A 23,667-nucleotide genomic window follows, 5' to 3' on the forward strand; every position below is an offset into this window, starting at 1 on the left:
ATATTACTTTGAGCCAAGTGAAAGAGGCGGTTGCTTTAATAAACAACCGCCCCAAAAAGAAACTAGGTTTCAGGACAACCATCGAGTTTTTAACTGAACTCGGAATATATCAACTGTTAAGTTTGACGTGACAATCTGCGCGAGAAAGGTTCTTAAAGCCCGCGGCAGCGTCGTCGAAGACACCAAGCTTCTATCAATAACTGCATAGCATAGAAGCTATTTACCCTGTTCCTCGAAAGCTTTTTTGATGGACTCTGAAAACGGAGGACGCAGCACGCCGACTTCGGTCACAATTCCTGCGATAAGCTCGTTTGGAGTCGGGTCAAAAGCAAAGTTAAATACAGGAACATCATCTGGTGTAATTTGAGTATCGCCTACATGCGTTACTTCCAATGGGGTGCGGTCTTCAATCGGGGTAGAATCTCCATCAGGCATATTTCTATCGATGGTAGATAATGGTGCTGCCACATAGAAAGGAACATTGTGTGCTTTCGCGAGTAATGCGACAGAGTAGGTACCAATTTTGTTTACAGCATCGCCATTTGCAGCAACACGGTCTGCGCCGACGACAACTTTATCTACCATTCCACGACGCATAAGAAGTCCACAAGCGTTGTCGCATGCTACGGAAACCGGAATGCCGTCCTCTTTAAGCTCATAGGCTGTCAGACGTGCGCCTTGCAGGAACGGACGGGTTTCGTTTGCGATAACAGAGATGTCTTTTTTACCTGCATCCACTGCACCACGCACAACTCCAAGTGCTGTGCCGTATCCAGCTGTTGCCAGCGCGCCTGCGTTACAGTGCGTCATAACAGTGTCGCCGTCGTCAATTACGGTTGCACCGTGCACTCCAATAAGCTTGCAAATTTCAATATCTTCTTTGTGGATTACTTTTGCTTCTTCAAGCCAGATGTCCATCAGTGCTTCAATGGTTTCTGCCTGAGAAGATTCCCATAGAGCTTTCATACGTTCTACGCCCCAACGTAAGTTAACTGCGGTAGGACGAGCTTCTGCAATTTCTTCTAATTTAGCATCAAGATCTTTTTTCCAATTTTCGCTGCCAGAAACTTCTTTTGCCGCAATCCAGCAGCCATACGCAGCTGTAACTCCAATTGCCGGAGCACCACGTACAACCATTGTTTGCAGGGCGTAAATAATATGTTCCACAGTCTGGCAACAGTAATCATCTTCGCGTGTTGGAAGATAACGCTGGTCAAGCAGTACAAGTGCTGCATCTTCATCAGAAAATCGGATATGACGTTCCATTTTATTCTCTCTATGGGTTTAGAAAACGCTTCGATATGTCGATAAAAAACCAAGGCGTAGTGCTAACTGCAATTTTTCGAGACAGTTAATGTGGATTGTACCGTGCCTGAATTTCCTAACAATCATGTAGTCTGCACAATTCACTTTAATGCCGCATGTTGTGAGGGCAGTAGCATATGCATATTCTTTATCTCGGTTTCTACCGTGCCGCATGGATGTCTAGGTAACAACGCAAAGAAACGCATCCTGTGAATAAAAATTACAGCCGAACAGATACCCTGTTGTTCTACTCTGAGCAAGGTAGTGCACCGCTTGCCCCATAGGGCACTTCAGGCTATTACACGTGGTAGAGAGGGTTAAGATTAACTATGATAGTAAACTTTAGAGGTTAATATGAGAGCGCTCAGGGATCTAGTTCTCTCTTTGTTTCTGCCTATTGCCGTGCTTGGTGGAACATATTTTATTTCAATGAATCAGCATGTTATTCCGCATTCTGTGGTACCTATTCTGCCATCGTTACCGTTTGTTATTGCGATTAGCGGTGGTGCAATGGCGTGGAAGTTCAAGCGCAGTAAAGCAGTCTTTTTGCTGATACTGATTGCCCTTGCATGCTGGCTTATTACCTTACATTTGCCTGGGATGAGTAGCACCGGAATGCGTTTGCGGCAGGCATATGGACTTTCTGCCCTGCTATTGCCGTTAAATCTGGCTATTTTTGCCTACTGTGAAGACAGGGGAGTTTTCACTTTCTGGGGGGCTCTTTCTGCACTGTTTATCGCTGCACAAGCCGCTGTTGTTGCCGCTGTTCTAGAGCCTGCGCAAGGCAGTGACTTCATAGCTTGGGTACATGCTATAGCAATGCCGCTGGACAGGCATGATCTTTTGCCTGCATGGGCAAGCAGCTGGACATTTTTACCGCAGCCAGTGCTTATTGTAGCAGGCAGCGTATTATTCCTTTTATGCCTGTTTATGATAATTAATCGCGGTAAACGTGACAGCACGTACGTTACGTTAATTACGAGCTGCATAGCGGTTCTTGCAGCGTATCATTATGTGGCTGTTCCTAATGTCAGTGCATTGTTCTTCATGGCAACCGCTTTTATTATTACGCTTTCCTTATTTCAGGACTCATATTTCATGGCGTATGTGGACGAACTGACAGAGTTACCGTCTAGACGTGCGCTTAATGCAGACTTTAAAAAGCTTGGTCGTAAATATGCCCTTGCAATGGTTGATATCGACCATTTCAAGAAATTTAACGACACATACGGGCATGATATCGGCGATGATGTGCTTCGCATGGTAGCTGGTCACCTTTCCAGAGTGACAGGTGGAGGCACAGCCTATCGATATGGTGGTGAAGAATTTACCATTGTTTTCCCAAAGGGTGTTGCCAAGGAAGTTGAATCACACCTAGATGATTTACGCCAACGGATAGCTCGAACAGACTTTCATATCCGTAGTGGCAAACGTGCACCAAAAAAGAAAAATGTACGTAAGGGCGCTGTAAACGTCACAATCTCCATTGGTATTGCAGAACGCACAGATGGAGCACAGTCACCTATGGATGTGGTAAAGCTTGCAGATAAAGCGCTCTACAAAGCAAAAGGAGCAGGGCGTAATATTGTGAAAATTGCAAGTGCGCCACGCAATTCTCGATCAAAAGAGAAATCTTCGAAGCGTAATTTTCGTAAATAAAAATTGTTGGCTTTCGCTTACAAGCCGTTAGCGAGGTTCAGATGCAAAGGCTTGCCGTAGTTTTTTGTCTTCGACGACGCTGCCGCGGGCTTTAAGAACCTTTCTCGAAGAAAGGTTCTTAAAAATCTCCAAAGACTTTTATTAGCGAGATCAGCACGTTTTTTCCGCTCTCTCGCGGCTTAAGCGACACGACCTTTTTCGTATCCGTGTGCGCTTCTTTCATACTAAGTTCTTTTGATGGGAACTTAATTAAGAGTTGAATAGTACAAACAAAAAGGCTGTCCTGCATGTGTAGGACAGCCTTTTTGTTTAAATTAAGTTACGCTAAGCCGTGCAAAGACATATCCAACGGGATACCCTCGCATAATAAAAAGTTTTGAAGGGGGTCTGGGGGAAACTTTGCAAAAGTTTCAGCCCAGCCGCCGGAGGCAACAATCCCTCGGAGAGTCGCCGAAGGCTTTTAAGAACAGCCTTCGAAGACACGTCCCCTCACTGCATTTTTATGCATCAGCTTTTAGTTGTTCAATAACGGCATCTAAGTTTTCTGCTTGGGCTACAAGCTCTTTTGTGTTCGAAGCAGATATATCGACGAGATTTGTATTTTCTTTTGCGATGAGATCAATTTCTTCAACGCTCCTAGTGATCTCTTCAGAAGCTGCTGATTGTTGCTCTGCGGCAGCTGCAATTGATTGTACCTGCTCTGCTGCTGATTCAACAGCAACAACGATATCTCTAAGTACCTCGCCGGATTTACCTGAAAGGGTTTGCACAGAATTAACAGCTTCGAGGGTTTCATCCATTCCTTGAGCATTGAGCTTGGCAAGGTCTTGTATTGTTTTAATGTTGCTGCTTACTTCATGGGTCGCGTTCATAGTTTTTTCTGCAAGCTTACGCACTTCATCTGCAACAACGGCAAAGCCTCTTCCTGCATCACCTGCACGCGCAGCTTCAATAGCCGCATTCAAAGCCAACAAGTTGGTTTGGTCTGCAATGTCATTAATGACGTTAATGATATCACCAATGGACTCTGATTGAGCATCGAGCGTGTTCATGTTGCCTTTCAACTCTACACTGCGTGAATGTAATTGTGTGATAGCAGCAACGGTTTCTGTAACGACATCCTCACCGTGTTGTGCCATTTCGCGGGAACGCTCTGCATCTGATGATGCTTCGCTCGCATTTCTGGCTACTTCCAGCACGGTTGCGTTCATTTCTTCCATAGCTGTTGCGGCATCACTAATGCGTGTCATTTGGGAGTTTGTGCCTTGCAGAATATTTGAATTCTGTGTGAACAGTGACCCGATTTCGTCATTCATGCTGTGAACAAAACCTTCTAATTGAGACGCTGCTGTAAGGATGCCGTCGCGTGTGGCAACTTCGGCTTGTGCCCGCGCATCTTCAGCCTGCTCTGCTGCTTGGTGTGCTTTGCGAGCTTGCTGTTGAGCTTCAGCCTCTTTTTCTTCCATTTCTTTTTTATCAAGCCTGAAGGTTGCAACCATTTGAGTCAGTGATTGCTGTAAATTGGTTATTTCATCGCGTCCATCGATGGAAATAGGGACATCAAGATTGCCGGATGCTACTTGCTGAGCTGCATCTGTCGCATCTGAAAGAGGGCGCAGGATGCTGCGTGAAATCATAAGGCACAGTGCAATGATGAAGACAAAAATAACGGAAAAAAGAATAATTTTTTCTAAGAAAGCATCATCTGTCATTGCTGTGATTGTGCTATTGATGCCCTCTCCTTTCGCTTCAATGCTATCAATATAAACACCTGTTCCGATGATATACCCCGTGTTACCTATCATGGTTGCGTAGCTGATTTTAGGCTGGTTTCCCATACCGGGTTTTTCAAAGATATATTCTACAAAACCGCCACCAGACTGTGCCTTAAATGCCAGTTGTTTGAGAAACTGAACACCATTGGAGTCCCTCAGGCTCTCAATATTTTCACCAACTCGTGATGGTGTTGGCGGAAATGCTACCAGCTTGTTGTCTTTGTAGATGAAGAAATAGCCAGAATTGTCCTGTTCGTATCGCAGGTTGTGTACTGCATTTTGTAGTGCTGCGTGTTGTTCGGCTACTGGTAATTGACTAATCTTTTTATTTAATAAATGAGCCAGAGTTGTAGTAGCAAGCTTAATTGAATTTTGACGCCCTTCAAACATTTCATTTTTAGCTGTTGCTACTGAATAATCTTTGATTTGCTGTGTAGTAAAATAGAAAAGAGAAAAAGCACCGAGAATGCACAGCATATTAATGAGCAGTAATGATAATATTCTGCACTGAATAGTAAACCTGCGTAACATAAACCCCTCCATGATACGCGCCGTTTACAAACGGCAAGTTAGTGTTATGTGAAAATTCCTAGGTTCGTATGTTCAGCCCCCTACTAATAGTAAGAGAAACTATTAGCGTTAATAGTCTTGTACATGTTCTTTCAGAAAGGTCAATAAGTTTCCGTAATTTTAGCCAAAAATGTTCACTACATTATTTTTAGAGAACAGCACAATGAGAAATAAAAGTATCTGTTAAAGGCACATTCTTTTTTTACAAAAAAACACGCCATTTTTTTCAAAATGGCGTGTTGATGTAAGGGGAATATAACGTTTTAAAAGACAAAGTTAGTCAAACTGTTAGGAGCGGATCATGTGTAGAACAAAACAAGGAGAGGTAACGTATAGAGTGACTATAGTTGAGAGGTGGCTACAAGCAGCCAACCTGTAGCAATAATGATGGTACCAGCAAGGACTGAAAAAGAAGTGTGCAAGATAGATATCGCTGTTGAGCTTCTTCCTGCAACATGCATAAGAATTTTTCGTGAATGGATACTAAAAAAGCCGAATAGTGACGTTGTAATGCCCATGCCCATGGTAAAGAACAACGTTCCCAACAGTCCAGTTGTCAGCAGATTAAGACTAAGCGCGAACGACAGCAGTAACGCTGCGCCGGGGCACGGTACTAGACCGGAAATTACAGCAACAGTGACAATTCCTTTGGTGTTGGCTTCCTTGGGCGCGTGTTTTTTGTTGTTGCGGGGCAGTACTTCGTATAGCGCATGAAGCAAAATAAAAATGCCTAGCCCAATAATAAGGTAATAACTTGTGGTCTGAAGTGGGGCACTGGCAGAACTGAGCGCTCGGCTTCCTTTTAAATTTAATAGAAAATATGCACCCAGTACTACAATGATAGCAGATAGAGTGTGCACGGCAGTCAGCAGGTGCCCCATGATAACACCTTTGAGCATCGTTCCTTTTCGACCAAGAAAATACGAAAAAACAATCGATTTTCCATGTCCCGGTCCTAATGCGTGGATGATTCCATAGAGAAAAGAAAAAAGTAAGAACGCCCAAAATGCTTCGCCATTAGGGTGTTTTTTTATTTCACGCCCCAGCAATGTCATTTTTGCCCGCATAGTACGTTGGGCAAGATTCACCTTGCGTAATATTTGTGAATACTGAAGCGCAAAAAAACCGGCTTTATGCTGCACCGGCGCACTTTGCTCAATACTTTTGGAAGCTCCGTGTTTTCCGCCTGTAAATGGACTTCCCTGCGCGATTGAGAGCATGCACAGCACAAGTAGAATGGCGAGTAAGATTTTTCGCATGATTAAAACTCGAACGTCACTGCGGTAGGGATAATTTGCCCCTGATAGAATGCAAGTTCAGGCGCATCATCAATGGAAAGCTGGAGATTAGTATTTCCGTTAACTGAAACAGCCTCAAGCGCGGTATAAAAATCAGTATAATATGATGGATCAAAAATGGCGATTTGCATTTTTTGTGGAGCTGCTTTTTGGGCAATACCAACCGGTATGGTCATTTTATACGTAAGAATTCCGTCTGCAAAGCTAGCAGTAAAATTATTGAGCTTTGCAAAATGGATACGTTTTCCGTCAAGCGTTACGTGCACAAAAAAACTTTGTTCTGACAGATATCCTTCAATGTCTGGGCGCTGTTTCTTCCACTCTGCTTTACTCAACGTGCCGTCAGCATTTGTATCTAGATCAATTAAAAACATGTCACTGGACATTTCATCAAACGTCCAGATCACATCAATGGCAGCGAGATCGTTTTTTTCAAAGCGAAGTTTGAGTGCGCTGTCCACGAACACATGTGGGTGTGCCTGTGCAACACGCGGAACGGATATACTAAAACAAAGACAAAAAATAATGAGCAAGGAAATGGTTGTTCTCATTTTATGACCGCTTGTAAAAGTTTGAAATGGCAGCTGTGTGGCGGTGCCATACGGAAATTGGGTTGGTATTAGGTGTCGTGCAAGCACCGTATACCAACGAGGAGAGATGAAAAAAAGCATTTTTCTAGTTGACATTGAAAATCGTTTTCAATTAAGAAGAGGGTAACGAAGAGGCCGGAATACATTTTTGGAGGCGTTATGTGCGCAACGTTAATTGGTGGAATGGATAGATTGAAGCGAGACTACATAAACACGGCAAAAAGTCAGGGCGTGAAATTGAAGGTGTTTACCGGAAAAGAAAACGCCATTGCCGGAAAAATGGGTAGCCCGGATATGGTTATTCTATTCACTAACAAAGTTTCGCACGCTGCCCGTAGAGAAGTTGTGCAATATGCCAAGTCGAAAGATATTCCGGTTCATATGGCTCATTCCTGTGGTGTTTCGACATTGAAGCAGGTTTTACGATAATAGGGGGTACAATATGTGTGCTGCAAAAGAAATTGGTGCGCTTAGCAAAGCAGGTATGGCGGCAATGGCTGAAGGAAACTACATGAATGCAGAATTTATGATGCATCAAGCCATCCGTAGAGCAGAGCATCTTGGTGTAGATACCTACACAGCAAAGCTCAAAAATAACTTCGGAATAATTCTTAACTTGCAAGGCAAAAAGCAGGAAGCAGCAACTTATTTTGGCGAAGCACTCACTACAATTACCCGAACTATCGGAACCGAAAATAAGCTTTACCGCGTTATTGAAGCAAACTTGCATGATGCCCAAGTGACACAAGCATAGCCCTCAACTGAGACTTAGTGCACAACACAACGATTTTTCTACTCAGTTAGTTTTATTATCTAGATTTTTTAAAAGGGAATACAGTAAGGTAATGGAATGACCTTTATCCTCCTTACAGACATATGGGCAAGTTCGAAAAGACGGTAGCAGAATTGCTACCGTCTTTTTGATTGCGGGGAGCAACATCGGTCATGCGCTGGCTGAACCAACGTAGACAACGGACTGTCTTTTACGAAAATAGTCCGTTGATTTTTAGTACAGGTATAGAACTATGACTTTTTTCTAAGAGCTTACATGCTCTCTTGTAAGCAAGGTCTGCGATATCTATTTAGCGGGAAAGGCTATAGTTGGTGTGCAATGAATAGAGCAACAGAACTTACTCTTCCCGTAACTCTCGTTTCATTAATTCACGCCATGCTGCCTGCGGGTCTTTTCCATCATGGATAATGGCATGCATGGTAGATGTAATTGGAAGTTCAATTTGCAGGCGTTGAGCCAGTCTGTGTACTGCGGTAGTGGTTTTCACCCCTTCTGCCACCTGATGCATTTCTTCCATAATTTGGGACAGCGTTTTGCCTTGTCCAAGCTTTAGTCCGACTTGACGGTTTCGGGACAGGTCTCCCGTACACGTTAAAACAAGATCACCCATTCCCGAAAGCCCCATAAATGTTTCTGCCTTAGCCCCCATAGCAACACCAAGACGGGACATTTCTGCAAGCCCTCGAGTAATTAAGGCGGCGCGGGCATTGGAGCCAAACCGTAAACCGTCAGACATACCTGCTGCAATGGCGATAACATTTTTAAATGCTCCACCAAGCTCCACCCCAAGAACATCAGTAGAAGAGTAGGCACGGAAGTTTTCGTTGGAAAACATTTCGCGCAGTTCTTTTCCGCACCGTTGATCGCAACAGCCGAGAACAACTGCTGTCGGCATACCGCGTACAACTTCTGCTGCGAATGAAGGGCCTGAAAGCATGGCGAAGATTGGCTCTTTGTGCCCCAGTTCTTCTGTAACTACTTCTGAAACAGTTTTTCCGGTTTCAAGCTCAAGCCCTTTGTTGGAACAGATAATTGTTGTTCCTTTTTCAATCAATGGTTCGTGTTTTTTTAAGGTGTCACGGAAAACCTGACATGGAACAGAAAAAAGGATGTGACGCACGTTGGTTAAAGCTGTCTGTGCGTTTGTGGTTGCAGTAATGTTGGTGTGGAGCGGCACATTTGGTAAGTATTTAGCGTTTTCCCGTGTGCTGTTGATTGCGTCTGCCTGCTTCTCATCGCGCACAAGTAGTGGTACTTCGTATCCCTTTTCAGCAAGCAGTTGAGCTAGAGCTGTTCCCCAGCTTCCACCGCCGATAACGGTAACTTTCATGTAATACTCCAGAAATCGAAAATGAGAGTCTTTAATAAGAAAATGTATACGGTTACATTTTTCTTTCTGGTTTCATGTATCGTATCGTCAGCCAAGGTACAAGGCTATTCTTTATGTGTCTGGTGCTGGTTCTATGTAATTTGTGTCCGATGGATGACATACCGGAGCGGAATGTCTGATACCTTAGTGAAATAGTATCAACGTAAAAATGACAATTCCATATAATGCTGTAGTGTTGAAGGCATGCTTTTGAAGAATGATTAGCGGTTGCAACACGCGGTGCGAACAGGTATCAACACTGGGTGAAATCAAAAAGGAATGTGAGGATGTACCATGGCGAAAACCGAGTTTACGGAAATCGAAAAAAAGATTTTGCACATTGTGCAAGCCAATCTTCCAGATAGTGCTACGCCTTACGCAGATATTGCGGAAGAAGTAGGCACAGACGAACAAACTGTTCTTAATTTGCTTCAGCTCATGAAAGATGAAGGCACAATCCGCCGTTTTGGTGCTAGCTTGAAGCACCAGAAAGCAGGGTTTAATCATAATGCAATGGTTGCATGGAAAGTCGATGAAGATGTTATCGACGAGATCGGTAAAATTGCTGCGAAACATCAGCTTATTTCTCATTGCTACCATCGTCCTTCCACTCATCCGGAGTGGCAGTACAACCTTTTCACAATGATTCATGGTCGCCATGAAGACGAATATATGGAAGTTGTTGAAGAGCTTCGCAGGACTACCGAGCTGGACGAATACGCAGTGCTCACGTCCTTGAAAGAGCTTAAAAAAATTTCTATGACATATTTTTAAATCAGATTGCTGACCGCGTTACCTCTTTCTGTTTAAAACACCCAGTTGTGCAGATTGCTAAGGTCTTTTGGGCTTTCAACAGACTGCCAAAGAGACAGGCTGCCTCGCACTTGAAGCTGCCCCGTTTTGCTTGAAAGAGTGTCCGTTTTCTGAGTTTTTATCAGCAGAGTCAGTGCTAGTGCGCTGAGGTTGCTTTTTATTTTATATTATCCAAGAGGGAGAACCGTATGGAACGCTCCAGTGAATTATATGCACGTGCAAAAGACCTTATGCCGGGTGGTGTAAACAGTCCTATCCGTGCTTGTCTCAGCGTTGAATGTGAGCCGCTTTTTATTAAAAAAGGTGACGGTGCAATGCTGACCACCGAAGATGGCAAAACTTACATTGATTACGTTGAAGGCTGGGGACCTATGCTTCTCGGGCACGCGCATCCTGATGTGACTAAAGCCATTCAGGAAGCCGCTGCAAACAGCTCTTGCTTCGGTGCACCATGTCTTGCAGAAGTCGAGCTTGCTGAGATGATCGTTGATGCAATGCCGGGTGTAGACATGGTTCGCATGGTAAGCTCCGGTACTGAAGCAACAATGACAGCACTGCGTCTTGCTCGCGGGTACACTGGTCGTAACAAGTTTATCAAATTTACTGGTAACTACCACGGTCACGGTGACCCATTCCTTGCTGCTGCCGGTTCTGGCTTTGCTGACCTCGCAATTCCGGGTACACCAGGTGTTCCTTCCGGTACTGTTCAGGATACTCTGCTTGTTCCGTACAACGACCTTGAGGCTGTGCGTAAACAGTTTGAAGCAAACGGCGATGAAATTGCCTGCATTATCGTGGAACCTACAGCAGGTAACATGGGACTTGTTCCTCCAGCAGAAGGTTTCCTTGAAGGACTTCGCCAGCTGTGTGACCAGTACGGTGCGCTTCTTATTTTTGATGAAGTTATTACTGGCTTCCGTCTTTCATACGGTGGTGCTCAGAAACGTTTCGGCGTTACTCCTGATCTTACTACCCTTGGTAAAGTTATCGGCGGCGGTATGCCTGTTGGTGCATACGGCGGTAAGCGTGAAATTATGGATCGCGTAGCACCTACCGGTAATATTTTCCAAGCTGGTACGAACTCCGGTAACCCTGTTGTTATGGCTGCCGGTATTGCTACTCTTAAAGTTCTTCGTGATGCAGATTACGACGCACTCGAAGCCCGCGTAGCAGCATTCGCAAAAGAATTGCACGCAACCATCGCTTCTAAAGGTGTGGATGTAACGTACAATACTATCGCTTCCATGTTCACAATGTTCTTCACTGCTGAAAAAGTGACACATTTCGATCAAGCAAAAGCTTGTAACGCAAAAATGTATGCTTCTTTCTACCAGCAGATGCGTGCTCAGGGTGTATACCTTGCTTCCCTCGGTCTTGAGGCTGCTATGGTTTCCTTTGCTCATACTGATGAGCATTTTGAAAAAACTCTTGAAGCTGCCCGCAACGTAAAGTTTTAAAGGCATCACTTTACGAAACTGTACTATAATGAAAGAGCTGCCTACGCTGTTACGCAGGCAGCTCTTTTTTAGTGGAAAGGGTGGAGCAATTACGCCACGCTCGCGGCAATACCAGCATAGCGTTGTAAGATGTTTTTTACAGAGCCGTCGGAGAACTTATGAATACCGCACATAACATTGCTGTATATGCAGTAACACCAAAAGGCGTAGCGTTAGCGCGCACGCTTGTGGATGCTCTGGGTGGCAGTATTTTTATGCCAGCACGCATGATTGAAGCAGATGCACCGGAGCATGAAACTGGCTTTGAAAACTTACGTGCTTGTGTTGCCGATACGTTCAGCACCTTTTCTACTCATATTTTTATTACAGCCGCCGGTATTGCTGTGCGTGCTATTGCACCGCATTTAGTGAGCAAAGATGTCGACCCCGCAGTTATCGTCATGGATCAAAAAGGGCAGCATGTTGTCAGCCTGCTTTCCGGTCATCTTGGCGGTGCCAATGATATGGCAAGCACGCTTGCTCAACTGGTCGGCGGTGTCCCTGTCATTACAACAGCCACAGATACAGAAAAGTTACCTTCGCTAGATGTTATAGCAGCACAGGCTGGATGCGCTATTTATAATCTCAACGCAGTAAAGCATGTTAACGGGGCATTGCTCGCGGGAGAAAAGGTTGTTTTAGATGACCCTGCCGATGTTCTGGGCTTAAAACGGGGCGAATACTCCGAGCTTTTTATTCCGGCAGAGCTTGTGCCGTTTTCGGAAGAAGATGTTCCAAGTGTCGTTGTTTCGTGGCGTAGTGCAGAATTGCTTGAGCCAGAAGAAAAAACTTTGTTGCTGCATCCTAAAGTGCTGTGCGTTGGTGTTGGCGCTAAGCGTGGTATTTCGGCAGATGTTGTTAACAGTTGTATTCAGGAAATTTTTGAAAAACATGACATGGCATTAGAAAGTATTTCTTGTCTGGCATCAGTTGATGCTAAAGCAAATGAACAAGGAATACTGGATGTAGCCGAATCGCTTAAGGTTCCTTTTGTCACGTTTGCAGCAGATATATTGGATACCGTGGATGTTCCTAACCCTTCTGATGCACCGAAACAGGCTGTCGGTACCAAAAGTGTAGCAGAGGCAGCCGCACTTCATTGTGCTTCCCTAAAGCATGGCGCACGGCTGGTTGTAGAAAAACAAAAAGGTGATGGCGTAACCGTCGCTATCGCTTTGGAGATATAATGGGTTCTTCGTTAAAAGTTGTCGGACTTGGTCCCGGCGACAGTGCTTTGCTGACACCGCAGGCGCAGAAAGCTATTGCGGATGCGGATGTCATTGTCGGATACACATTGTATGTTGATCTGGTTTCAGATGCGTTAAAAGAAGGCAAAGAAATTATTTCAACGGGCATGATGGGCGAAATGGCTCGCTGTGAAAAAGCAATAGAAGTGGCACGAAGCGGTAAAAATACTGTTGTTGTCTGTTCTGGTGATCCGGGGATTTATGCTATGTCCGGATTGATTTATGAACTGGCAGAAGAATATCTTGATACACTCGAAATAGAAGTTGTAGCCGGTATCCCTGCTCTGTCTGCTGCTTCTGCCCTGCTTGGCGCGCCTCTCATGCATGACTTTGCAGTCATAAGCCTTTCTGATCTTCTGACAGAATGGGACGTGATTGAAAAACGTTTAAAAGCAGCTGCTGAAGCGGATTTTGTGATTGTACTCTATAATCCAAAATCTAAACGCAGAGACTGGCAGATAGAGAAGGCTCTTGATATTGTGAGAGAGGTTCGTAGTGCTGATACACCGGTCGGTCTGGTGAAGTCTGCCTATCGTAACGAGCAGGAAGTCATTGTTTTTTCTCTGAATTCCTTTGACATAAGTCAAGTAAATATGCTTTCTACTATAATAATAGGCAATTCTTCAACACGAATGATAGGTGAGAACATTGTAACGCCACGCGGGTATCTTAACAAATACCGCAAATAACAAATGGAAAATGCCATGTTACATCGCTATTTAGTTCCGTCTGTTCCGCTTGTTTTATCGCTGTTTTTTGCAGCGGTCTGTATTGCTGCGGCTCAAGAAGCGCCGCAGGAACCTATAGTTATCGGCGTACCTGCCGGAGCACAGCTGAAAAAACCGAAAGTGATGTTTTCTCATGCCCCTCATGCTGCTTTGCAGTGTGAATCCTGCCACCACATGCTTAAACAGAATCCAGATGTTTACTCATGTTCTTCTAAAGGGTGTCATGATCTTGGCAATCCTGCGTCTTCAAAAGACCGCAAATCTATTGCCTACTTCAGAAACGCATTCCATGCGAACAGTAAAGTAAGTTGTAATGGCTGTCATAAGTCGCTTAAAAAGGCAGGAAAGCCTGCTGGACCGACTTCATGCAAGAAGTGCCATACAGTGAAGTAAAGTAATATAGATTGAGCGTGCAAACAATGCACATTATACATTGTCAATTGTTGTGCTTCCTTTGTTTATGAGGAAAGCTATGTGATTACTAGTGAGTATGTCGCGTTCGCTTGACAGTGTAATAGAGGTACAATATAGCCTAATGTGAAAATCATAACATGCCTTGTGAAGGAGGTTGTACTGTCATGAAAAGAGTAATGGTACTCGCTTTGGCTGCAGTGCTTTGTGTTGCTTTTTCTATGGTTGCTTATGCTGTTGATGTTCCAACTGGTCCAGTAAAAATGGATGCAACCAAGAAACCGGTTATTTTTAACCACGACACCCACAAAGACTACAAATGTGGTGAATGTCACCACCCGGTAGACGGTAAAGAAAACTACCAGAAATGTGCTACCGCTGGCTGTCACTCTGCTGCTAAAGCCGATAAAAAGAAAGCTGGTTCTTACTACAAAATCGTTCATAACAAAAAAGCTGGTAAGAAATCCGGTATTGCAACCTGTATCTCTTGTCACAAAAAAGTTGCTGGCAAAGATAAAGCTCAGAAAAAAGCTCTCACTGGTTGTAAAAAGTCTAAGTGTCACCCATAGGGTGCGCTTTTGCTGACGAGCGTAAAGACCGCCTGTATGGGCGGTCTTTTTTTATGAAATACGAGCAAGAGCATGTGCGTCCGCTGCTATGTCTAATGAAAAGCATCGCTGAACCGATGAGATGTAGAGTACAGCAGCTTGTATACAAAAGATGCAATGTTACAATGTGTTATATAAAGATGAACATGCGCGTATAGCGGTGGTAACTCTATGCAGTGCGGGTGATGTTATTGTGCATAGAGGGCTGCCAATTTCTGCAAAGTGAATACAGCGAAAAAATATCATACATATAATATAGCGCATGGGGATGAAGAACAAAGGGCTAACGCTTCTTTGCAGGGTAAAACCAGAGTCTTCATATCTTGCTTTATGCAGTAATGTATGATTAATTTTATGGAATAATGTATGTTGCGATATGTTCGTTTACATACACAACAGCACGATAGACTTGTGTGTAAAACTGCCTAACCGAATGTGAAGGTGTGTCATGTCCGATAATACAAAGAATGGAATTATCGATTTAACAGAAATTGTAGAGATGGGTACTCCTCCTGCGGAGTCCGAAAAGACCATCCCTGCCAGCTCCGCGGGCACTGTTGATTTTGAAAGTGAACTGGAAGACCTTTTCAGTACTTCAGATTTTTCTGAATTTGCAGACTCTTCTGATGAAAGCCCTCAGTCAACAGATTCCCCTGTTGATCTTTTTACAGACACACCGGTAGACGAAGCACCAGTCAGTGCGCCGCCAGCCAGTGCTCCTGAAGTTGAACCGCAGTCTTCTGACGCACCGTCGTTTGAATCTGATCTCTCAGAGTTACTCGAGTCTTCAGATGAAACAAGTGCGTCCGGTGGCTTTGATGCTGACTTTGAAGATCTTTTAAATGACTTTTCTGAATCACCTGCACAGAAGACAGCACCAAAACATCAGCCTGACTTTGATGAAGATTTATCCGCCATGTCCACGAGTTCCGAACCGGAGCCAGTGGTTGTTGCAGAACCAGCTCCGCAGCCTCAGGCAGTGGCTACGGAACCAGCACCTGCTACAGAATCTAACGTTGCAGATGTAACTTCTGATGACGTAGATGATCTTTTTGCTGATTTAGACTTCGAAATGGAAGAGGCTCCCGCTGCTTCTTCTGCACCTGAAAAGCCTGCTCCTGAGGCTGCTCCTGCGTCTGACGTTGATGATCTATTTGCTGATCTTGATTTTGATCTTGGTGAAGCTCCGGCAGCCCCAGAAGCTCCAGCAAGTACAGCTTCTGCTGTAGAGGCGCCTGTCGAGGATGATGCTTTTTCTGATTTTGACTTTGAAGTAGACCCACTGGATGCTGAGCCAGCAACGGAATCAGCACCTCAAGCCACACCTGAATCTTCTAGAGGGCCGTCAGATGATGACCTGTTTGCTGATTTAGGATTGGCGTTTGATGCAGATGACGAAGTAGCGCCAGAAGCCGCGCCAACTCCACCTTCTGCACCATCAAAGCCGCAAGCTGCGGCACCAGCCAGTGCTGAAGATGCATCTGTTGCCGACCCTGAAATTTCTGATCTTGATGATCTGTTCGCGGATATTGATCTTGATGATGCCCTTGCTGCGCCAGCACCTGAGCCTAAGCCAGCAGCGCCAGCTCCAGAAGCTCCTGCCAGCCCTTCCGCTGAAGATATTTTAGCAGATTTGGATGCCAGCATTGATACAGGTGAAGAACCGGCAGCAGAAGCCGCGCCAACTCCACAAGCTGCACCATCAAAGCCGCAAGCTACTGCACCAGCCAGTACTGAAGATGCATCTGTTGCCGACCCTGAAATTTCTGATCTTGATGATCTGTTTGCGGATATTGATCTTGATGATGCCCTTGCTGCGCCAGCACCTGAGCCTAAACCAGCAGCGCCAGCTCCAGAAGCTCCTGCAAGTCCTTCCGCTGAGGATATTTTAGCAGATTTAGATGCCAGCATTGATATAGGTGAGGAACCGGTAGCAGAAGCCGCGCCAACTCCACCTCCTGCACCATCAAAGCCGCAATCTGCTGTACCAGGTAGCGCTGCTGATGCGTCTGTTGCAGACCCTGAAGTTGCAGACCTTGATGATCTCTTTGCCGATATCGATCTTGATGATGCTCTTGTTTCGTCAGAACCGGAGCCTGTCGCAGCACCGGAACCGCAGGTAGCAACCCCTGCCGCTCCTATGGATCTTTCTATTGATGATCCATTTGATGTGGATAATATTTTAAGCGAAACCAGCGATGACACTCCTTTTGTGTCTGAAACTGATGATGCTTCCGGTCTGCTAGATCTCGACGAACTTTTACGCGTTGATGATGATTCAGCGCAGGCACCGAGAGGTAACGTATCGCCTGCTGACGGCATTACGCTTGAGTCTGAAGAAGTTGAGATGGATGACATCGGCTCCTTGCTTTCTGAGTTTGATAGCGAAGAAGCCCCGTTTGCTGCGCCAGAGCAAACTGTGGAGCCTGCAAGTTCAGCAGAAGCAGCAGATGAGTTTGTTGCAGAGCCGCTTGCAACGTCAGAAGTTCGACAGCCATCAGCACCTGTTGATCCATCAATGTTTGATGATGACATTGATGCATTGCTTGATGATCTTGAAATGGCATCGGCTGAACCTACAGCACCGCTTTCCGAACAGCCAGAAGCACCTGTAGCATCCGAAGAACCTGAGTCAGCAGTTTCGGCAGAAGCTCCTGAGGATGAAGTTGATCTAGACTCTTTAATGGAGCGAGATCAGCTGGATGTGGAAGGCTCCGAGCAGGAGCCTGTTTCAGAGTCTCCTGTAGAATCAGCACCGGATACTACAGAAAAACTTGATAGTGACGACATTGTTGGTGAGCTTGAGGCATTGCTGGATGAAGTTCCTGATGAAGTTGAGTCTATTGCTGAAGAAACTGAGCCTGTAGAAGAAGCTTTAGCTGAAATTACACCAGAAGAAGCACCTGCTATGGAAGCTCCTGCTGTCGATGACGCTGGCTCCGAAGAGGTAGCATCTCCATTAGGATCAGCGGATGAGTTTGAATCTATTCTTGATGAACTTGATTCCCTCCTCGAAGAACAGGACGCGGCAGCAGACGCTGCTGTGGAAGAGAATTCCGCAGAACCTGCTGATGCGTTATTTGATGTTCCCGTTGAAGACGTCCTTGATGAAGAGTCTGTACTCGAAGAAGGCAGTGAGGAGCTTGTTGGAACTGAATCTGAAATTTCTGAGTCAGCAGCCTTTGAACCAGAAGTTTCCTTACAAGATGTAGAACCAGAAGAGCTTATAGAGTCTGAAGCTCCTGAACAAGACTTGATGCCTGAGCCTGAAGCAGAAGTTCTGGCGGAACCTACCTCACTGGAAGAAGATTTAGATTCGACACTAGACAGAATTTTAGGTGAAGACCCGCTTTCCACTGAAGCTCCGCAGGAAGAGTTGGAGGAAGATACTCCGCCAGCAGCTCCTGTTGATTTTACGCATGATGACATTGATGAATTATTGTCAGAAGCAGTCGAAGAACCACAAGCGTTGGAAGAGCCAGCTTTAGAAGATATCGGCGCGAATGATGCCGAAGAGCAAGATGGCTCTGCTCTGTTTGCTGAAGCAGAAGAAGATGCGGACGAAGAGTTTGCTGAAGCGATTCCAGAAACGCAAATTGTCGATGAGCCTGTTCTTGATGCCGTAAGTGAAATTTTGGCAGCAGAAGAAGAGCTTTCAGAGCCTTCAGAATTGGATGATTTCAACACTGAAGATATCGATACAGAAGACTTTGCTTCTGAATTGCCAGAATTAGATGATATGGCGGTAGAGTCTGATGTCCCTGAAGAAGCGCTTGACGCTGAAGATATAGCAGAACATGAGCTAGCTAGTGAAACTGGCGCAGAGGTGGCTTCTGAAGCTGAAACAGAGGTTCTTGAAGATACCCCAAGCTTAGAAGAAGCATTTGATGAGCCAGACCCTGTTGTTGAGACAATGGATGCTATGGAAGAAGACCCTATGGCTGATATTGAGCAGGAAGCCATGGCAGAGTTAGAATCTCTGGCAGAGGTTCAACCGGAAGATGATGCTTCGGAAGATGCGTTGTCAGCCATTACCGAAGATGACTCTGCATCAGCATTCGATATGGAAGACATTGACGAACATGCTTCTCCAATACCACCAAACGCAAGTATTGGTGATCTGATGCGTGAATCTACAGTTGTTCCGCCTGAATTCTCGGATTCTTCTTTAGAAATGTTGGATACAACTCCGGCTGTTAGCTCTGCCATAGTAAATGAAGAACCATACGATGTTCCTCCTACTCCAGTAATGACTCCAGAAGAATTTGCGGAACTTACTGAACGTATTTACCATTTAGAGAGCACCTTGCAGAATGTTGTTGCTGCGCAGGAAGCGCAAGCACATGCAGAACCACAGCCTCCTGTTGTAGAAAAAGAGACTGTTGTAAGTGCAATTGATGAAGCATTTGACATGGATGGACCAATTATGGCGCGTGTTTTAAGCGCTGTTGAAGTACGTACAGAGACTTTAATTGAGTCCATGGGGACAAGAATCGAAGGTCAGGTGAAAGGTGCAATTGAACAAGCTGCCGCAAAATCAGCAGCACAGGTTATTCGTGAGGAACTAAAGGCATTGTTGTCTGAAGAACCATCTGAGTAACAATCTGTAACATAATTGTAACACAACTGTAACATTTGTTCGGTTGTAACTTCGTACTAAAAAAGAGCTGCTGAGACGCAGCTCTTTTTTTATTGTGGTAATGGAGATACGAATGCAGCGTTTTTTAGAGACATATGGGTATCAGCAAAAAGAAGTGCAATTTTGCTTGAAGTTCTAAGAAACATCTATTAGCTGTTCATTCAAACAGCCTTTGTTCGGGCGTACGACTTTTTAGTATCAGGAGTAGGTTGATGCGTGACTATTTGGCAAATCCAGCACCACTTGGGCTTATGGGTTTTGGTATGACAACAGTGTTGTTGAACATTCACAACGCTGGTTTCTTTCCAATTTCTTCAATGATTCTGGCTATGGGTATTTTTTACGGCGGTATTGCACAGGTAATAGCCGGTATTATGGAATTTAAAAAAGGCAATACCTTCGGCACAACAGCGTTTACTTCTTACGGTCTTTTCTGGCTTTCGCTGGTAGCGTTAATCGTAATGCCTAAGTTTGGCTGGGCAGAACCGACACCGCATGCATACATGGGGTGCTACCTTGCAATGTGGGGACTTCTTACCTTGTTCTTGTTCCTTGGAACGCTTAAAGGCAATTTCTGCATCAAGTTCATCTTCGCTTCCCTTACAGTGCTCTTTTTCTTGCTTGCAGCTCGTGATTTCACAGGATCTGCACTTATTGGCACAATTGCAGGATACGAAGGCATAGTGTGTGGTTTGTCAGCAATTTATCTTGCAATGGCAGAAGTTCTTAACGAAGTTTACGACAGAGTTGTTCTGCCAATTGGCTAACATCTCGTGAATAAGGAGTGTGCACTGCTCCTTACAGGTTTTTATGTCTGATAGATGCACAACTATTAGACGGGTATGTTCACTGGCTGGATAAAGTGAAATCCCTTAGAGCCGGAAAAGTTTAGCTTTTCCGGCTCTTTTTGTTCGTATTTCCTGAAAAAAAGAGTAGTACCTCATTTTTTTACTAAGAATGTGTAACCGTTTTCATAGTGATAAAATGGTTAATCCTTCATGTTTCAAACTTGTAATTTGCCTAGTTCCTGCCTGTGTCTAAGAGGTATTTATGATACTGTTTATTGAGATATTCAGCATGTGGTTGCAAAAGTTTTAAAAGCACCATATAAAGCAAAAAATGAAAACAGATTGATTTGTTTGTTGCACTGTTTTCATCGCATAGCACTGTGTGGAGTCTATGCAGTTTCCTTTGTTTTTATTGTGATACCATAAGTTATGATGCTTCCCCTTAGTCCAAGCACGCGTTTTGGGGATTACGCATCCCGTTTACAAAACCATAACGCGTTTATGATTTATGACTATGAACAAATCTTGCCAGCCGACAATTAGGGATATTGCCCGTGAGGCAAAAGTTTCTATCGCAACTGTTTCGCGGTACCTGAACATGCCAGAAAAGGTGCGCAAGGAAACAGGGGAGCGTATTCAGCGCATTATCGACAAGCACAACTACCGTTGTAACTTTGCGGCTAAAGCACTGGCTACCCAGCGTACTAAAACCATTGGCTATATTATTCCTGCGGTTAACAACCAGATTTATAGTGAGTGTGCGCGTGGTGTGCAGGATGAAGCCCAGCTTCATGGGTATCAGGTTTTTATCGCCAGTGCGGAATACAACCGCCAGCGTGAAAAACAGATGGTAGAAAATTTCCTTGAGCGTCGCGTTGACGGTATTATTCTTACCGTATCCGACTCAATGGGCGATATTGCACAAAAGCTGTATCAGGAAAAAATTCCTGCTGTGAACTTATTCAATAAGCAGGGCTGTCTACCATGTGTTTCTGTTGATAACGTGCAAGCAAGTTACGATGCTACCGAGTACATGGTAAAACTCGGTCATAAAAATTTTGCAATGCTTGGTGTGCCGTTTACAGCTTCTGACCGTTGCCGCATGCGATACGAAGGATTTTTACGTTGTTTGCAGGACAACGACATCCCGACTCACCCGCAGAGTTTTGTACAAGTTTCTTCTAATACTCTCGACTGCTCAGAGGGTGTTGAAAAATTAATGAACTCATCCAATCCTCCTACCGCAATCCTTGCTTCCAACGACCTTGTAGCAATTAACACTATCAGTGCGCTCCGCCGTCTTGGATTTGAGATTCCTAAAGATGTATCTGTTATTGGATTTGACGATATTCCAATGGCAAAGCATGTTTGGCCGCCACTGACTACAGTGTTGCAGCCGGGATACCGAATGGGACGTCAAGCTACAGCAGTGTTGCTGGATATTTTGCGAACCGGAAAGCATCCTGAAGAAACGATTTCTTCAGTACAACATGATTTAATTATTAGAGAATCATCCGGTGTGCCGCCGCGGTAGTTGTACATAACGCAAAAAAGTGCCTCTATTCGAAAGAATAGAGGCACTTTTTTTATGTATACATTTGCACCATAACTATACTGCATTACTCAATACAATATAGAGAATGTAAAAATAGCATAATACGTATGTATGTTAGCAGTTACTTTAATGCGAGATGCTATGCGGCATCTATGGTGTTGTGCCTTAGAATTATGCACAAATGCTGCTTGGTTGAAATTAAAAATGTACAATTTGACGAATGTCTTCGTTTGCTATATAGTTTAAAATACAGCGCTTTGTAACTGCGAAACATGATGCACTATTTTTTTATGTACTATGCATTTTTATGCAGAAATCATATTCTGCATTGTTTTTGGGACATACTATAAGCTGTATTAGTAAATAGTGTATTCCGCACAAGCATGAGGAGGAGTTTTGGGTATCCATTCAAACCTCACCAACAGTGACGGGGCGAAAATAAAATATGATGTGCATCCGTATATTTTCTTTATTTCTGCTGGGTTAATTGTTCTGCTCGTAGCTTTGACCCTTTATCTGGGTAAAGACATTAAAGACTTTTTCGGAATAGTTCAGACAGGTATTTCAACATACACCGGTTGGTTTTTCGTTCTTACAATGAACGTTATTCTCGTCAGTGTACTGCTTTTCATGTTCTCCAGATTCGGGGACATTCGACTTGGCGGCGATGATGCTGTTCCAGAGTTCAGTACTGCTGGATGGTTTGCTATGCTGTTCAGCGCCGGTATGGGGATTGGTTTGCTTTTTTACGGTGTTGCCGAACCAATGTTTCATTTTATTTCTTCACCGTTTTCAGACACTCCCGGCTCTCCTGAAGCCGCACGACGGGCAATGGATTTAACTTTTCTGCACTGGGGACTTCACCCTTGGAGCGTATATGCCATTGTAGGTCTTTCTCTTGCTTTCTTCTCTTTCAATAAAGGCTACCCGCTTACAATCCGTTCTGCATTTGTGCCACTGCTTGGGGATAGGGTTAACGGACCTATAGGGTACGCAATTGATATTTCAGCTACTGTTGCAACATTGTTCGGTGTTGCCACATCGTTAGGTATTGGAGTGCAACAGGTGAATGCCGGTTTGTTCCATGTGTTCGGCGTTCCCCAAACTACCAATGTTCAACTTTTGCTTGTTTGCGGAATCACGCTTATTGCTACCTACTCTGTTGTGCGTGGGTTGGATGCCGGTATCCGTAAACTGAGCGAGATTAACATCAGCCTTGCTCTTGCCTTGATGTTTTTTGTGCTCCTGCTCGGACCAACGTTATTTATTCTGAATGCCCTCGTTGAAAACATCGGTATTTATCTGCAAAACTTCATGCAGCTTTCAACTTGGAATGAAACCTACGAAAACTCCTCATGGCAAAATGGTTGGACTGTTTTTTATTGGGGCTGGTGGATTGGGTGGTCACCGTTTGTAGGTATGTTTATTGCCCGTATTTCTAAAGGTCGCACCATTCGTGAGTTCATCGCAGGGGTGCTTCTTGTTCCAACGTTGGTAACCTTTGTCTGGATTACCGTATTCGGTAACAGTGCCTTGTTCATCGATATGTTCGGTGGCGGAGGTATTGCCAAAGCCGTACAGGAAAACGTTCCTGTTTCTCTGTTTGTGTTGCTTGAGCACTTCCCGTTCTCTTCAGTAACAAGTGTGCTTGGCATCGCTGTTGTCATTACCTTCTTTGTTACCTCTTCTGACTCCGGCTCACTCGTTATTGATATCATCACCGCAAACGGTAACCAAAGTCCTCCGGTGGCGCAGCGTGTATTCTGGGCACTTATGGAAGGTGCTGTAGCTGCAACGTTGCTTTATGGCGGTGGACTTATTGCTCTGCAAACAGCAACAATCACAGCAGGGCTGCCATTCGGGATTATTCTGCTCTTTATGGCGTACAGCTTGTTCAGAGGGCTTAAAGACTACTCCGGTCCTCAGCAATTTTATGTTGATCCTGAGATGAAGCCTAAAAAAATCAGCATTACGCCTAAAGCATTTCCTGCTAAACGTCGTCGTCATAAAATTCGCTAGGAGA

18 protein-coding genes are annotated in these 23,667 nt (G+C 44.6%); 13 read left to right on the forward strand and 5 right to left on the reverse strand.

Annotated elements, in window-relative coordinates; all coding sequences use genetic code 11:
• Positions 1 to 216: 216 nt before the first annotated feature.
• Positions 217 to 1,266, reverse strand: coding sequence for an S-methyl-5-thioribose-1-phosphate isomerase (mtnA, locus tag N4A56_RS11510; RefSeq protein ID WP_295547436.1), 1,050 nt, complete (start codon positions 1,264 to 1,266; stop codon positions 217 to 219).
• Between the two features lie 393 nt (positions 1,267 to 1,659).
• Between mtnA and N4A56_RS11515 the strand changes: the two genes are divergently transcribed.
• The gene (locus N4A56_RS11515) at positions 1,660 to 2,964 is read left to right on the forward strand and encodes a GGDEF domain-containing protein (RefSeq protein WP_295547439.1); all 1,305 of its coding nucleotides are present in this window, start codon (positions 1,660 to 1,662) and stop codon (positions 2,962 to 2,964) included.
• 500 nt (positions 2,965 to 3,464) lie between these two features.
• Here N4A56_RS11515 and N4A56_RS11520 read toward each other — a convergent pair whose 3' ends face one another.
• The 3 genes from N4A56_RS11520 to N4A56_RS11530 all read right to left on the reverse strand — a co-directional run bounded on the left by N4A56_RS11520 (position 3,465) and on the right by N4A56_RS11530 (position 7,158).
• Positions 3,465 to 5,270 (reverse strand): methyl-accepting chemotaxis protein, encoded by a 1,806-nt coding sequence (locus tag N4A56_RS11520; RefSeq protein ID WP_295547441.1) that lies wholly within the window; start codon positions 5,268 to 5,270, stop codon positions 3,465 to 3,467.
• 380 nt (positions 5,271 to 5,650) lie between these two features.
• The gene (locus N4A56_RS11525; RefSeq protein WP_295547443.1) at positions 5,651 to 6,568 is read right to left on the reverse strand and encodes a hypothetical protein; all 918 of its coding nucleotides are present in this window, start codon (positions 6,566 to 6,568) and stop codon (positions 5,651 to 5,653) included.
• A 2-nt stretch (positions 6,569 to 6,570) separates the two neighbouring features.
• Positions 6,571 to 7,158 (reverse strand): DUF1007 family protein, encoded by a 588-nt coding sequence (locus N4A56_RS11530; protein ID WP_295547445.1) that lies wholly within the window; start codon positions 7,156 to 7,158, stop codon positions 6,571 to 6,573.
• Between the two features lie 198 nt (positions 7,159 to 7,356).
• Here N4A56_RS11530 and N4A56_RS11535 point away from each other — a divergent pair, with 198 nt between their 5' ends.
• Positions 7,357 to 7,626, forward strand: coding sequence for a DUF2325 domain-containing protein (locus N4A56_RS11535; protein ID WP_295547447.1), 270 nt, complete (start codon positions 7,357 to 7,359; stop codon positions 7,624 to 7,626).
• Positions 7,627 to 7,639: 13 nt separating this feature from the next.
• Entirely contained in the window at positions 7,640 to 7,951 is a 312-nt protein-coding gene (locus tag N4A56_RS11540) for a tetratricopeptide repeat protein (protein ID WP_293669843.1), read from the forward strand.
• Positions 7,952 to 8,327: 376 nt separating this feature from the next.
• On the opposite strand, the gene N4A56_RS11545 is transcribed toward N4A56_RS11540, so the two are convergent.
• Positions 8,328 to 9,320 carry an NAD(P)H-dependent glycerol-3-phosphate dehydrogenase gene (locus tag N4A56_RS11545; protein WP_295547450.1) on the reverse strand — a complete coding sequence of 331 codons (993 nt, stop codon included), beginning with the start codon at positions 9,318 to 9,320 and terminating at the stop codon, positions 8,328 to 8,330.
• A 333-nt stretch (positions 9,321 to 9,653) separates the two neighbouring features.
• Between N4A56_RS11545 and ahbB the strand changes: the two genes are divergently transcribed.
• The 10 genes from ahbB (at position 9,654) to N4A56_RS11595 (ending at position 23,663) form a co-directional block, all read left to right on the forward strand.
• Positions 9,654 to 10,133, forward strand: coding sequence for a siroheme decarboxylase subunit beta (ahbB, locus tag N4A56_RS11550; protein WP_293668391.1), 480 nt, complete (start codon positions 9,654 to 9,656; stop codon positions 10,131 to 10,133).
• 227 nt (positions 10,134 to 10,360) lie between these two features.
• On the forward strand, positions 10,361 to 11,629 hold the full coding sequence (gene hemL / locus N4A56_RS11555; protein WP_295547452.1) for a glutamate-1-semialdehyde 2,1-aminomutase: 1,269 nt from the start codon (positions 10,361 to 10,363) through the stop codon (positions 11,627 to 11,629).
• A 158-nt stretch (positions 11,630 to 11,787) separates the two neighbouring features.
• Entirely contained in the window at positions 11,788 to 12,855 is a 1,068-nt protein-coding gene (locus N4A56_RS11560) for a cobalamin biosynthesis protein (protein WP_295547454.1), read from the forward strand.
• A complete protein-coding gene (gene cobJ / locus N4A56_RS11565; protein WP_295547456.1) occupies positions 12,855 to 13,604 on the forward strand; it encodes a precorrin-3B C(17)-methyltransferase in 750 nt (249 codons plus the stop codon). The genes N4A56_RS11560 and cobJ overlap by 1 nt, the downstream gene beginning before the upstream one ends.
• Positions 13,605 to 13,619: 15 nt before the next feature.
• Positions 13,620 to 14,036: a cytochrome c3 family protein gene (locus tag N4A56_RS11570; protein WP_293668397.1), complete on the forward strand. Its 417-nt coding sequence runs from the start codon at positions 13,620 to 13,622 to the stop codon at positions 14,034 to 14,036.
• 185 nt (positions 14,037 to 14,221) lie between these two features.
• Complete coding sequence (locus tag N4A56_RS11575; RefSeq protein WP_293668398.1) at positions 14,222 to 14,623, forward strand: cytochrome c3 family protein; 402 nt, start codon at positions 14,222 to 14,224, stop codon at positions 14,621 to 14,623.
• Positions 14,624 to 15,110: 487 nt separating this feature from the next.
• On the forward strand, positions 15,111 to 19,262 hold the full coding sequence (locus tag N4A56_RS11580) for a hypothetical protein (protein WP_295547459.1): 4,152 nt from the start codon (positions 15,111 to 15,113) through the stop codon (positions 19,260 to 19,262).
• Positions 19,263 to 19,513: 251 nt separating this feature from the next.
• On the forward strand, positions 19,514 to 20,068 hold the full coding sequence (locus N4A56_RS11585) for an acetate uptake transporter (protein WP_295547461.1): 555 nt from the start codon (positions 19,514 to 19,516) through the stop codon (positions 20,066 to 20,068).
• A gap of 535 nt (positions 20,069 to 20,603) precedes the next feature.
• Positions 20,604 to 21,623, forward strand: coding sequence for a substrate-binding domain-containing protein (locus N4A56_RS11590; protein WP_293668403.1), 1,020 nt, complete (start codon positions 20,604 to 20,606; stop codon positions 21,621 to 21,623).
• A gap of 417 nt (positions 21,624 to 22,040) precedes the next feature.
• Positions 22,041 to 23,663: a BCCT family transporter gene (locus N4A56_RS11595; protein ID WP_295547465.1), complete on the forward strand. Its 1,623-nt coding sequence runs from the start codon at positions 22,041 to 22,043 to the stop codon at positions 23,661 to 23,663.
• Positions 23,664 to 23,667 lie beyond the last annotated feature (4 nt).

The sequence above is a fragment of the Halodesulfovibrio sp. genome (genome assembly GCF_025210605.1).
Taxonomy (GTDB): Bacteria; Desulfobacterota; Desulfovibrionia; order Desulfovibrionales; family Desulfovibrionaceae; genus Halodesulfovibrio.

Excerpts from the sequence above, each read along its gene's own strand:
- cobJ (WP_295547456.1), top strand. The coding sequence starts at position 12,855 with ATGGGTTCTTCGTTAAAAGTTGTCGGACTTGGTCCCGGCGACAGTGCT.
- mtnA (WP_295547436.1), bottom strand. The coding sequence starts at position 1,266 with ATGGAACGTCATATCCGATTTTCTGATGAAGATGCAGCACTTGTACTG.
- N4A56_RS11560 (WP_295547454.1), top strand. The coding sequence starts at position 11,788 with ATGAATACCGCACATAACATTGCTGTATATGCAGTAACACCAAAAGGC.
- N4A56_RS11580 (WP_295547459.1), top strand. The coding sequence starts at position 15,111 with ATGTCCGATAATACAAAGAATGGAATTATCGATTTAACAGAAATTGTA.
- N4A56_RS11585 (WP_295547461.1), top strand. The coding sequence starts at position 19,514 with ATGCGTGACTATTTGGCAAATCCAGCACCACTTGGGCTTATGGGTTTT.
- N4A56_RS11540 (WP_293669843.1), top strand. The coding sequence starts at position 7,640 with ATGTGTGCTGCAAAAGAAATTGGTGCGCTTAGCAAAGCAGGTATGGCG.
- N4A56_RS11575 (WP_293668398.1), top strand. The coding sequence starts at position 14,222 with ATGAAAAGAGTAATGGTACTCGCTTTGGCTGCAGTGCTTTGTGTTGCT.
- N4A56_RS11590 (WP_293668403.1), top strand. The coding sequence starts at position 20,604 with ATGAACAAATCTTGCCAGCCGACAATTAGGGATATTGCCCGTGAGGCA.
- N4A56_RS11535 (WP_295547447.1), top strand. The coding sequence starts at position 7,357 with ATGTGCGCAACGTTAATTGGTGGAATGGATAGATTGAAGCGAGACTAC.
- ahbB (WP_293668391.1), top strand. The coding sequence starts at position 9,654 with ATGGCGAAAACCGAGTTTACGGAAATCGAAAAAAAGATTTTGCACATT.
- N4A56_RS11570 (WP_293668397.1), top strand. The coding sequence starts at position 13,620 with ATGTTACATCGCTATTTAGTTCCGTCTGTTCCGCTTGTTTTATCGCTG.
- N4A56_RS11515 (WP_295547439.1), top strand. The coding sequence starts at position 1,660 with ATGAGAGCGCTCAGGGATCTAGTTCTCTCTTTGTTTCTGCCTATTGCC.
- N4A56_RS11530 (WP_295547445.1), bottom strand. The coding sequence starts at position 7,158 with ATGAGAACAACCATTTCCTTGCTCATTATTTTTTGTCTTTGTTTTAGT.
- N4A56_RS11545 (WP_295547450.1), bottom strand. The coding sequence starts at position 9,320 with ATGAAAGTTACCGTTATCGGCGGTGGAAGCTGGGGAACAGCTCTAGCT.
- N4A56_RS11525 (WP_295547443.1), bottom strand. The coding sequence starts at position 6,568 with ATGCGAAAAATCTTACTCGCCATTCTACTTGTGCTGTGCATGCTCTCA.
- hemL (WP_295547452.1), top strand. The coding sequence starts at position 10,361 with ATGGAACGCTCCAGTGAATTATATGCACGTGCAAAAGACCTTATGCCG.
- N4A56_RS11520 (WP_295547441.1), bottom strand. The coding sequence starts at position 5,270 with ATGTTACGCAGGTTTACTATTCAGTGCAGAATATTATCATTACTGCTC.